At 70.6% G+C, this 11,630-nt stretch carries 11 protein-coding genes; 8 read left to right on the forward strand and 3 right to left on the reverse strand.

All coding sequences use genetic code 11. From position 1 onward, the window contains the following. The first annotated feature begins 14 nt into the window (after positions 1-14). Complete coding sequence (locus NP095_RS02020) at positions 15-1,601, forward strand: GMC family oxidoreductase (protein ID WP_232417693.1); 1,587 nt, start codon at positions 15-17, stop codon at positions 1,599-1,601. Position 1,602: 1 nt separating this feature from the next. Then, the gene (locus NP095_RS02025) at positions 1,603-3,132 is read left to right on the forward strand and encodes an aldehyde dehydrogenase family protein (protein ID WP_232417692.1); all 1,530 of its coding nucleotides are present in this window, start codon (positions 1,603-1,605) and stop codon (positions 3,130-3,132) included. 59 nt (positions 3,133-3,191) lie between these two features. Here NP095_RS02025 and NP095_RS02030 read toward each other — a convergent pair whose 3' ends face one another. Beyond that, positions 3,192-4,409, reverse strand: coding sequence for a hypothetical protein (locus NP095_RS02030; RefSeq protein WP_232417691.1), 1,218 nt, complete (start codon positions 4,407-4,409; stop codon positions 3,192-3,194). 86 nt (positions 4,410-4,495) lie between these two features. On the opposite strand from NP095_RS02030, the gene NP095_RS02035 reads away from it, so the two are divergent. Beyond that, entirely contained in the window at positions 4,496-5,284 is a 789-nt protein-coding gene (locus NP095_RS02035) for an SGNH/GDSL hydrolase family protein (RefSeq protein WP_256766107.1), read from the forward strand. Here NP095_RS02035 and NP095_RS02040 read toward each other — a convergent pair. Continuing rightward, complete coding sequence (locus NP095_RS02040) at positions 5,273-6,445, reverse strand: winged helix DNA-binding domain-containing protein (protein ID WP_232417689.1); 1,173 nt, start codon at positions 6,443-6,445, stop codon at positions 5,273-5,275. The genes NP095_RS02035 and NP095_RS02040 overlap by 12 nt on opposite strands. Before the next feature lie 38 nt (positions 6,446-6,483). Further along, a complete protein-coding gene (locus NP095_RS02045; protein WP_232417688.1) occupies positions 6,484-7,731 on the reverse strand; it encodes an isochorismate synthase in 1,248 nt (415 codons plus the stop codon). A 93-nt stretch (positions 7,732-7,824) separates the two neighbouring features. Here NP095_RS02045 and NP095_RS02050 point away from each other — a divergent pair, with 93 nt between their 5' ends. The 5 genes from NP095_RS02050 to NP095_RS02070 all read left to right on the forward strand — a co-directional run bounded on the left by NP095_RS02050 (position 7,825) and on the right by NP095_RS02070 (position 11,591). Then, positions 7,825-8,517, forward strand: a complete 693-nt coding sequence (locus tag NP095_RS02050) for a demethylmenaquinone methyltransferase (protein ID WP_232417687.1) — start codon at positions 7,825-7,827, stop codon at positions 8,515-8,517. Between the two features lie 119 nt (positions 8,518-8,636). Then, the gene (locus tag NP095_RS02055) at positions 8,637-8,996 is read left to right on the forward strand and encodes an NADH-quinone oxidoreductase subunit A (RefSeq protein ID WP_232417686.1); all 360 of its coding nucleotides are present in this window, start codon (positions 8,637-8,639) and stop codon (positions 8,994-8,996) included. Next, positions 8,996-9,550: a NuoB/complex I 20 kDa subunit family protein gene (locus NP095_RS02060; protein ID WP_232417685.1), complete on the forward strand. Its 555-nt coding sequence runs from the start codon at positions 8,996-8,998 to the stop codon at positions 9,548-9,550. Before NP095_RS02055 ends, NP095_RS02060 begins: the two co-directional genes overlap by 1 nt. Further along, positions 9,547-10,260: an NADH-quinone oxidoreductase subunit C gene (locus NP095_RS02065; RefSeq protein WP_232417684.1), complete on the forward strand. Its 714-nt coding sequence runs from the start codon at positions 9,547-9,549 to the stop codon at positions 10,258-10,260. The genes NP095_RS02060 and NP095_RS02065 overlap by 4 nt, the downstream gene beginning before the upstream one ends. Continuing rightward, the gene (locus tag NP095_RS02070) at positions 10,260-11,591 is read left to right on the forward strand and encodes an NADH-quinone oxidoreductase subunit D (RefSeq protein ID WP_232417683.1); all 1,332 of its coding nucleotides are present in this window, start codon (positions 10,260-10,262) and stop codon (positions 11,589-11,591) included. The genes NP095_RS02065 and NP095_RS02070 overlap by 1 nt, the downstream gene beginning before the upstream one ends. Positions 11,592-11,630: the final 39 nt, after the last annotated feature.

Raw genomic sequence — 11,630 nt, forward strand, 5'->3', positions numbered from 1 at the left:
GAGCAGGAGTGGGCATGGCCGACGAGGCGTTCGACTACATCATCATCGGCTCGGGCAGCGGCGGCGGCGTCCTCGCCGCGCGACTGACCGAGGACCGCGACCGCCGCGTCCTGCTGCTCGAAGCGGGTCCCGCCGACGACGACGAGATGATCAAGGTCCCCGCGGGATTCAGCACGCTGTTCAAGACGCGCTGGGACTGGAACTACGAGACCAGCCCGCAGAAGCACCTCGCCGGTCGGCGGGCGCACTGGCCCCGCATGAAGGGCCTCGGCGGCTGCACGTCGATGAACGCGATGATCTACATCCGGGGCAACGCCGCCGACTACGACGAGTGGCGCGACGCGTACGGAGCCACCGGCTGGGGCCACTCCGACGTGCTGCCCTACTTCATCAAGTCCGAGGCGAACCAGCAGCTGGCGGGCCCGTTCCACGGCACGCAGGGGCCGCTCGTGGTCGAGGACCGCCGCTTCACCCACGAGCTCACCGAGGCGTTCGTCGAGTCGGCCGTCGCCGGCGGCATGAAGCGCAACGACGACTTCAACGGCGCCGAGCAGGAGGGCGCCGGCGTCTACCAGGTGACGAACCGTCGGGGGGCGCGCTGGTCGGTCGCCGACGCCTACATCCGCCCGGCGATGGCCCGGCCCAACCTGACGGTCCGCACCGGCGCGCTGGTGTCGCGCATCCTGCTCGAGGGGAACCGCGCCACCGGCGTGGCGTACCGCAGCACCGCCGACGGGCTGGAGCACATCGTGCGCGCCGAGGCCGAGGTCATCGTGTCGGCCGGCGCGATCAACAGCCCGCAGCTGCTGATGCTCTCGGGCATCGGCCCGGGGGCGCACCTGCGCGAGCACGGCATCGACGTCGTGGTGGACTCACCCGGAGTGGGCCAGAACCTGCAGGACCACCCCGTGGCCGGGACGCTGATCCACACCCGCAACACGACGGACCTCGCCGAGGCGATCTCGGTCGGCAACCTGCTGCGCTGGAAGGCGACCCGCACCGGGCCGCTCGTCTCGAACGTCGGCGAGGGCGGGGCGTTCTACACCTCGCGCGACGACCTGACGCTGCCCGACATCCAGATCCACGTGGCGCCCACGGGCTTCTACGACAACGGCATGCACGAGCCGGTCCGGCGCACGGTCACGATCGCGCCGACGCTGGTCAACGTGCAGAGTCGCGGCAGCATCCGCCTGCGCTCGGCCGACCCGACGTGGCACCCGGAGATCGATCCGGCCTACTTCGACGACCCGGCCGACCTCGACGCGATGCTCGGCGGCTACCGCCGGATGCTCGACCTGGTCTGGCAGGGCCCGATGACCCGATTCCTGGACGAGCCGTGGGAGCCGGCGATGCGCCATCCGACCGACGACCAGATCATCGACGTCGTCTCGCGCGTGGGCCAGACGCTCTATCACCCCACCTCCACGTGTGCCATGGGTACCGTCGAGGGCAGCGTCGTGGATCCGCAGCTGCGGGTGCACGGCGTCGAGGGCCTTCGGGTCGCCGACGCGTCGGTGATGCCGCGGGTCACGCGTGGCAACACCAACGCACCCACCATCATGATCGGCGAGAAGGCTGCCGATCTCATCCGAGGAGCCTGACATGACTGCCACCATCGAGCCCGACGTCGGCTCGTCCGACGCGCCCCAGCCCACCTTCGACTCGTTCAACCCCGCGACCGGCGACCTCGTCGGCACCCATCCCATCGACGGCCGCGAGCAGGTCGACGCCGCCGTCGCCGCCGCCCGCGAGGCGACCGAGTGGTGGCAGGGTCTGGGCTTCGAGGGTCGCAAGGAGTACCTGCTGCAGTGGCGCAGCGTGCTGACCCGCCGCCTGCACCAGCTGGCCGACCAGGTCCACCGCGAGGGCGGCAAGCCGCACGGCGACGCGCTGCTGGAGGCCGGCCTGGCGATCGACCACATCGCGTGGGCCGCCAAGCACGCGCCCAAGGTGCTCGGCCGCCAGAAGGTCGCCTCGGGCCTGCTGATGACCAACCAGGCCGCGACGGTCGAGTACCGACCGCTGGGCGTCGTCGGCGTCATCGGACCGTGGAACTACCCGATCTTCACGCCGATCGGATCGATCGCCTACGCCCTTGCGGCCGGCAACACGGTCGTGTTCAAGCCCAGCGAGTACACCCCGGGCGTGGGCCGGTTCCTGGTCGACACGTTCACCGAGGTCGTCCACGGCCGGCCCGTCCTGAACCTCGTCACCGGCCTGGGTGAGACCGGCAGCGCGCTGTGCACCGCCGACATCGACAAGATCGCCTTCACCGGCTCGTCGGCGACGGGCAAGAAGGTCATGGCCGCGTGCGCCGAGAACCTGACCCCGGTGGTCATCGAGGCCGGCGGCAAGGACTCGATGATCATCGACGAGGACGCCGACCTGAAGTCGGCCGCCGAGGCCGCGCTGTGGGGCGGCATGTCGAACGCGGGCCAGACCTGCATCGGCACCGAGCGCGTCTACGTCCACGAGCGCGTCTTCGACCCCTTCATGGCCGAGCTGCTGCGCCAGGCCGAGGGTCTGCGCCCCGGGTACGACGACGGCGGCGTCTACGGTCCCTCGACGATGCCCAAGCAGCTCGACGTCATCCGCAGCCACATCGAGGACGCGATCGCCCGCGGCGGCCGGCCCGTCCTGGGTGGCGCGGACGCGGTCGGTGAGCGCTTCGTGCAGCCGACGATCCTGACCCACGTCCCCGAGGACTCCCTCGCGGTCACCGAGGAGACCTTCGGCCCGACGCTCGTGGTCAACCCGGTCAAGGACATGGACGAGGCCGTCGAGCTGACCAACGCCACGAAGTACGGCCTGGCCGGCGCGGTGTTCGGCAAGAAGCGTGCGATGGACATCGCCGGGCGCATCCGCTCGGGGATGACCTCGGTGAACTCGGTGATCGCGTTCGCCGCCGTGCCGGGGCTGCCGTTCGGCGGCGTCGGGGACTCGGGCTTCGGCCGGATCCACGGGCCCGACGGCCTGCGTGAGTTCACGTACCCGAAGGCCATCACGCGCCAGCGGATGAAGCCGGTCATCATGCTGCAGTCGATGGCCCGCGACGAGAAGACCGAGAGCCGGTTCACGCAGATTCTCACCCTCCTGCACGGCGGGTCGGGGACGCTGCCCAAGAAGCGCTGACCGAGCACGACGACGCCCCGAGTCCGGATGGACTCGGGGCGTCGTCGTGTGGCGGGTGGTCACTTCCGCACGCGGAAGTTCCGCTTCGCCACGGGGCCGTGGCCCTTGCTGTTCTTCGCACGGATCTGGACCGTGTCGATGCCCTTGCGCAGCTGGGACCGCTTCACGACGATCGAGCGCTTCGAGCCGCCGACCGTGCGCTGGACGAGCACCTTGCCGCCCTTGCGCACGACGATCCGGTACGAGGTGATCTTGGCGCCGCCGTTCGAGGCCGGCGCCTTCCAGCTGATCTTGCGGTACTTGGCCGTGGCCTTGCCGCCGACCTTGAGGGCGCGCACCTTGCCCGGCTTGGTGGCCGGCTTCCTGAACAGGTCGGAGAAGACCGAGTACCGGTTGTTGGTGTAGCCCGCGATGGCGACGGCGCCGCCACTGAGCGTCTCGACACCGGTCACGTTCTGCAGGCCGCTGGCCGGACCGCCCAGGACCTTCAGCGGTCCGTCAGCCCCGTCAGCGTTGGGTGCATACACCCGCAGCCGCCCGGAGAACTCGGGGACGTAGACCCGGCCTGCGCTGTCCGTGTCGAGCCCGTACGTGTTGACACCGCCCGGGTTGGCGACGACCTGGATCGGGGTGTCGGCTCCGTCGGCACTGGTCGAGTACGCCCGCAGTTGCGTCCCGCTCGTGACCCACACCTTGGAGCCGTGAACGGCCAGGGGGTAGCTGAAGGCCAGGCCCGTCACGGCACGCTCGGGTGTCGCCGGGGATCCCGTGGCCGAAGGCGCGTACACGTTGTACCCGTTGGGCTTGCGCACGTAGATCTCCCCGCCCGCGATGTCGAGCGACAGGGCGCTGCCCGGTCCGGTGCCGAAGACCTTGGTGGGCGCCACGTTGCCGTTGGCGTTCGGTGGGAACACGAGGACGGCGCCGCCGGAGTTCGCCACGTAGATGAAGCCGTTGGAGTCCAGGGCGACGTCCTGCGGAAGGCTCAGCTGCGTCGAAGCGCCCCGGATGCGGCGAATCGGTGCCGAGGCACCCTGGGCGTTCTTCCGGTGGACGACGACCGCATTGCTGTTCTGCGAGGCGAGGTAGATGTTCCCCGCCGCGTCGTCCGCCATGCCGATGGGGCCGTTCAGCTCTCCGCTGACGGTCTTGGTGGGCGGTACGTCCACGTTGTCCGCGTTGGCGGGAGCCGCAGTCGTCGCGATGAGGCCGGCGACGAGAGCACCGGCCGTCCCGAGCGTCAGGGCTCGGGCCGAGGTTGTTCCGATGGGGTTCATGTCGTTCTCCAATGTCGGTGGGAGCGTCGCTCCCATGACGCTGGTGAGCCCGCGACCTCCGGCATGAGACGGCCCCGTAATCTCAGATGGTGACTTTCTCGCGCTATGTGGCCTTGGGCGATTCGTTCACCGAGGGCGTCGGCGATCCCGATCCGGCCCTGCCGAACGGCGTCCGCGGCTGGGCCGACCGCTTCGCGGCGGCGCTCGATCGCGCCCAGGGCGGCGGCCTGCTGTACGCCAACCTGGCGATCCGCGGGCGCAAGCTCATGCCGATCGTGACCGAGCAGATCGAGCCCGCCATCGCGCTGGCGCCGGACCTGGTGACCATCTACGCCGGCGCCAACGACATCATGCGGCCGAAGGTCGATCTCGAGGCGATCCTGGCCGAGTACGACCGTGCCGTGGAGCGGCTCGTGGCCTCCGGCGCCCATGTCGTCATGTTCACCGCGGCCGACCCGGGCGACACTCGCATCTACGCCCTGGTGCGGCACCGGTTCGAGCGGTACTGCGAGGCGGTGCGCCAGATCGCGGCGCGCCACGGAGCCACGCTGGTCGACTACTGGCACCTGACCGACTACCGCGACGCCCGCCTGTGGGACACCGACCGGATGCACATGTCGGCAGCGGGCCACCAGCGCATGGCCATCGCCGTGCTCGACGCCCTGGGCGTCCAGCACGACCTGGTGCCGCTGGTGCTGGCCGACCCCGCGCCGCTCACGTGGCCCGAGCGGATCAAGGCCAACGTGCAGTGGGCGGTCGAGTACCTCGGCCCGTGGATCAAGCGCCGCGTGACGGGCCGCTCCAGCGGCGACGGGCTCTCGCCGCGGTACGCGCAGCTGACGCCCCTGTCGCAGGTGCGTGGCTCAGCCGCGTAACTCGCGCTCGACCGGGGTCCAGCCCCGCGCCCGCGCTCGGATGACGGTGCCGGCCAGCCGGTCCTGGAGGTCCTGGGCGCGCGCCTCGATCGCGGCGCTCGCCTCGGCCCCGACATCGGCCAACAGCCGGACCGCGACCGATCCGTCGTCGAGGATGGCCCATCCGCCGACGATCTCGCCGTCCTTCCAGACGGTGGGTCCCGCGTTGCCGTTGATGTCGAAGACCTGCTCGGCGTGCGGTCCCAGGTACCAGTCGCGGTGCTTCCAGCCCATCGTCGTGGGGTCGAGCGCCGGCAGCAGCGCGACCCACGGGTCCGGCTCGGGCGTGGGTTCGAGGTCGTCGGCCAGCACGAGACCGGTGCCGCCCTCCAGCTCGACCTCGGCCGTCTCGAGTCTGCCCAGGGCCGCGGTGGTGTGGCCCTTCGTCCAGCCCGTCCACCACTGCAGGTCCTCGGGCCGGGCCGGGCCGAAGCGCGCCAGCCAGCGCCGGGCGACGAGGGCCCGGGCCTGGTCGGCGTCGGTCAGCTCGGTCAGCTCGGGCAGCCACTGCCGCATCGACGCCCAGCGGAACTGCGTCGAGGCCCACGTCCCGGCGGGCCGCGCCCGCACCACGTGGCCCTGCGCCGACATCACCGTCAGCAGGCGGCTGGCGATCGACTGCCGCGTCGCGTACTTCGTCCCCGCGGAGATCTCGACCCGCTCCGCCAGCAGCGGATCACTGGCGGCCAGGTCGGCGCTGGTGAACACGCCGAGCCGGTCGAAGGCCGCCAGGGCCGCGTCGTGCGCCCGCGCGAGCCACGCGTCCGGGTCCGACGTGCCGGACGCGGCCAGCAGAGCGACGAGCTTGCGGTACTCGGACTCGGCGACGGACCGGCGCGTGGCCGCGAGGTAGGCCGCGGCATCCTCCGACGGCACGGCGAACACCGTGCGCCGCATGACGAGCAGGCGGACGAGGGTGCGGTCGTCGTAGAGGGCCCGCTCGACCTCGGCGATCGACGGCTCCTGCATCCGCGCCAGGACCGAGAGCATCATCGAGGCGGGATCGGTGCTGTGCAGCGCCGCGACGGCGCGCGTCACGTCCTCCGGGGTGCGCACGGGCGCGGCGAGCGCGTGCCGCACTCCGAGGCGTCGTCGCCGCTCTGCCGTGTCGAATCGCACCATGCGGCGACCGTAGCGGCTGCCTCGGACGCCCCGCCGGCTCAGGCCAGGGCGTCGCGGACGGGGATCAGCTTGGCGTCGGCCTCGGCCAGCTCGTCGGCGGGCGCGGAGTCGGCGACGATGCCGCAGCCGGCGAACAGCCGGGCGCTGCGACCGTCGGCCGCCACCTGCGCCGAGCGCAGGCCGATGCCCCACTCGCCGTCGCCGGAGGCGCCGATCCAGCCGACCGGCCCGGCGTACCGGCCGCGGTCCAGGCCCTCGATCTCGGAGATCACGCGCACGGCGTCGGCCGTCGGCGTGCCGCCCACGGCGGCCGAGGGGTGTAGCGAGGCCACGAGGGCCAGGACGCCCGCGTCGTCGCGCAAGACGCCGGTGACGTCGGTGGCCAGGTGCATCACGTTCGGCAGGTGCAGGACGAAGGGCGACTCGGGGACGTTCATGCCCGTGCAGTGCGGAGCGAGGGCGTCGGCGACCGAGCGCACGGCGTACTCGTGCTCCTCGAGGTCCTTGCTCGACCGCGCGAGCGAGGCGGCCAGGCCCAGGTCGCGGGCGTCGTCGCCGGTCCGCCGGATCGTGCCCGCGAGGACGCGCGAGGTGACCAGGCCGCCCTGCAGGCGCACGAGCATCTCGGGCGTCGAGCCGAAGAAGCCGTCGACGTGGAACGTCCAGCAGCTGGGGTAGGTCCGGGCCAGCCGGGCCAGTGGCGAGCGCACGTCCAAGGGCTCGTCGAAGGTCGCCTCGACCGATCGCGCCAGCACGACCTTGTCGAGACCGCCGCCCTGGATGCGCTGGACGGCCTTCTCGACCGTCGCGGTCCAGGACTCTCGGCGCCCGGGGTCGTCGGCGAAGGCCGTGCCGACCGGAGAGGCCGGTGCGCTCTCGGAGAGCTCGGGAACCGGACCCAGGCAGTGGCCGATCGTGGTGACCCAGCACCGGCCGTCGCGGCGGCCCACGACGATCTCGGGGACGGTCAGCGTCGAGCCGGGCCGGTCGGCGAAGGTGAAGCTGCCGAAGGCGATCAGACCGCTGCCGGGCAGCTCGATCTCGTCGCGGACCACGGAGGACTCGACGACGTCGGCCCACCAGTCGTCGGCCGCGTCGAAGCGGCCCCGGCCCTCGGGCGTGAAGGTCGCGGCGCGACCCCAGCCGACGATGCCGTCGCCGCCGTGGACCCAGGCCAGGGCATCGGGGGAGGGGGGCAGCAGGCCGAGCAGGTCGCCCGGGTCGGCGATCTCGCGTGACCTGGCGACGAGCGGCTCAGGCCGTCCATCAGTCGCCAGCGTGCTCACTCGCGCCAGCCTACTCGCGGCCCGATGAGGCCGGTACGGGACCGGGGAACGGCCCGGGCGCCTGCTGTCCGCACGACGTGAGAAGGTGGCCAGATGAGAGCCGGGCTGGACAAGGATCCCCGTGACGTCGCGCGCATGTTCGACACCGTCGCGGCACGCTACGACCTGACGAACGACGTCCTCTCCCTGGGACAGGACCGCCGCTGGCGCACGAAGGTCGTCGAGACCGTCGCTCCGCGCCGGGGCGAGCGGATCCTCGACCTGGCGGCCGGCACCGGCACGTCCAGCGCGCCGTTCGCCGAGGCGGGCGCCCACGTCGTGCCGTGCGACTTCTCGATCGGCATGCTCGAGGTCGGCAAGCAGCAGTACCCCGGCCTGAACTTCACGGCCGGCGACGGGATGCAACTGCCCTTCGCCGACGGCGTGTTCGACGCCGTCACGATCTCCTTCGGCCTGCGCAACATCCACGACCCGCTGCAGGGCCTGCGCGAGCTGCTGCGCGTGACGCGCCCCGGCGGCCGGATCGTGGTGTGCGAGTTCTCCACACCCACGTGGAAGCCGTTCGAGACGATCTACTCCAACTACCTGATGCGGGCGCTGCCGGCGATCGCGCGGACGGTCTCGTCCAACCCCGAGTCCTACGTCTACCTCGCCGAGTCGATCCGCTCGTGGCCCGATCAGCGCGGCCTGGCGATCCGGATGACCGAGGCCGGCTGGGGGCCCGTCACGTGGCAGAACCTCACGGGCGGAATCGTCGCGGTGCATCGCGCCGAGCGCCCGATCTGAGGCCGTTTCCCGGTTAGTGTTACCTAACTCACACGTCCGGGCGTGACGGTTACTAGAGTGGTGAACCCAGAGCCTGTGAAGATCTTCACAAGGTTCGTCGGCGGGTGACTGGAGGTGCCGTGAACGCATACATCCCGATCTTGGTGCTGGGCGGCCTCGCCCTGGCGTTCGCGCTGTTCAGCGTCGGAATCGCGCCATTCACCGGGCCATCTCGGTACAACCGCGCGAAGCTCGACCGTTACGAGTCGGGCATCGAGCCGAGCCCGCTGCCCGACGGCGGCGGCAAGGTCTCGATCAAGTACTTCTTCACGGCGATGATGTTCATCGTCTTCGACATCGAGGTCGTGTTCCTGCTGCCGTTCGCCGTCGCGTTCGACGAGCTCAGCTGGTTCGCGTTCTTCGCCGTCATGCTGTTCCTGCTCAACATCACGATCGCGTACGTCTATGAGTGGCGTCGCGGCGGAATGGACTGGACCTGATGGGCCTCGAGGAAAAACTCCCCAGTGGCGTCCTGCTCTCCACCGTCGAGGGTTTGGCCGGCTACTTTCGCAAGGCGTCGTTCTGGCCGGCCACCTTCGGCCTGGCCTGCTGCGCCATCGAGATGATGACGTTCGGCGCCCCGCGCTACGACTCCGGTCGCTTCGGCATGGAGGTCTTCCGGCCCTCCCCGCGCCAGGCCGACCTGATGATCGTCGCCGGGCGCGTGAGCCAGAAGATGGCTCCCGTCCTGCGCCAGATCTACGACCAGATGCCCGGCCCGAAGTGGGTCCTGGCCATGGGCGTGTGCGCCAGCTCCGGCGGCATGTTCAACAACTACGCGATCGTCCAGGGCGTCGATCACGTCGTTCCGGTCGACATGTACCTGCCCGGCTGCCCGCCGCGGCCCGAGATGCTGATCGACGCGATCTTCAAGCTGCGCGACTCGATCCAGCACACCCAGCTGGGCGCGGACCGCAACGCCGAGATCCGTGAGCAGGAGGCCGCCGCACTGGCCGCCCTGCCCACCTCCGCACAGACGGGACTGCTGCGATGAGCGACGAGACCCAGGACGGCTCCTTCGAGACCAGCGCGGAGCTGAAGAAGACCGACGCCGTCGAGCTCGAGGTCGTCGAGGTTCGTCAGGGCGCCTTCGGCGTCCACGGCACCGGCGACACCACCGGCTTCGGCGGACTGCGGCGCCCGGTGATCATGCCCGGCGCGTCGACCCCGCCCTACGGCGGCTGGTTCGACGAGGTGGCCGAGCGGCTCGCCGGCGGCGAGGGCCTGGCCGACGCGATCGAGAAGGTCGTCGTCGACCGTGGCGAGATCACGTTCTTCATCCGTCGCGAGCTGCTGGCGCAGGCCGCCCGGCACCTGCGTGACGACGCGGGGCTGCGCTTCGAGCTGCTCAGCGGCGTCAGCGGCGTGCACTATCCCGGCGACACGGGGCGCGAGCTGCACGCGGTCTACCACCTGCTCTCGATGACCCACAACCGCCGCGTCCGCCTCGAGGTCACGTGCCCCGAAGAAGATCCGCGGGTCCCCAGCGTCGTGGGGACCTACCCGACCGCCGACTGGCACGAGCGCGAGACGTGGGACATGTTCGGGATCGTCTTCGACGACCACCCGCACCTGACCCGCATCCTCATGCCCGACGACTGGCCGGGTCACCCGCAGCGCAAGGACTACCCGCTCGGCGGCATCGACGTCGAGTTCAAGGGCGGCTTCATTCCCGCGCCCGACAGCCGAAGGAGCTACTCCTGATGGTGACCACCGATCCGTACGCCGACACCTCCGAGTCCTCCTCCGGGCAGGTCTTCAACGTCACCGGCGGCGACTGGGACACGATCAACGCCGACGGGCTCGAGGGCGACCGGCTCGTGATCAACATGGGTCCGCAGCACCCCTCGACGCACGGCGTGCTGCGCCTCATCCTCGAGATCGACGGTGAGCAGGTCCAGGACGCCCGCGCGGGCATCGGCTACCTGCACACCGGCATCGAGAAGAACATGGAGTTCCGCACCTGGACCCAGGGCGTGACCTTCTGCACCCGCATGGACTACGTCGCCCCGTTCTCGAACGAGGCCGCGTACGTCGGAGCGGTCGAGCGCCTGCTCGGCATCGAGGACCAGATCACCGAGCGCGCGCAGATCATCCGCGTGCTGCTGCTCGAGCTCAACCGCATCTCCAGCCACCTCATCGCGATCGCGACCGGCGGCATGGAGATCGGCGCCCTCACGGTCATGACGTGCGGCTTCCGCGACCGCGAGGAGATCCTCAAGGCGTTCGAGGCGATCACCGGCCTGCGCATGAACCACGCGTTCTTCCGTCCCGGCGGAGTCGCGCAGGACCTGCCCGAGAACACGACCACCCAGCTGCGCGACCTGGTGGCGCTGCTGAAGAAGCGCCTGCCCGAGTACGCGGCGCTGTGCAACGCCAACCCGATCTTCAAGGGCCGGCTCAAGAACGTCGGCCACCTCGACCTGTCCGCCGTCCTGGCGCTGGGCATCACGGGCCCGATCCTGCGCTCCACGGGCATGGACTGGGACCTGCGTCGCACGCAGCCGTACTGGGGCTACGACACCTACGACTTCGACGTCATCACGCGCGACGAGCCCGATGCCTACGGCCGGTTCATGATCCGCCAGCTGGAGATGTGGGAGTCGCTCAAGATCGTCGAGCAGTGCATCGAGCGACTCGACGCCACCGAGGGCCAGCCCGTCATGATCGCCGATCGCAAGATCGCATGGCCGGCCCAGCTGTCCGTGGGCGCCGACGGCCAGGGCAACTCGCCCGAGCACATCGCCCACATCATGGGCGAGTCGATGGAGGCGCTGATCCACCACTTCAAGCTGGTCACCGAGGGCTTCCGGGTCCCGGCCGGCCAGGCGTACTTCGCGGTGGAGTCGCCCAAGGGCGAGATCGCGTGCCACGCGGTGTCCGACGGCGGTACTCGCCCGTTCCGGGCGCACTTCCGCGATCCCTCGTTCGTGAACCTGCAGGGCGTCTCCGCGATGAGCGAGGGCGGCATGCTCTCGGACGTCATCGTCGCGGTGGCGTCCATCGACCCCGTCATGGGAGGGGTGGATCGCTGATGTCGTTGATCAACGTGACCGCCCTTCGTGGTCGGGGCT

Origin of the sequence: Aeromicrobium duanguangcaii (genome assembly GCF_024508295.1) — a bacterium.
In the GTDB taxonomy this organism is placed as follows: domain Bacteria; phylum Actinomycetota; class Actinomycetes; order Propionibacteriales; family Nocardioidaceae; genus Aeromicrobium; species Aeromicrobium duanguangcaii.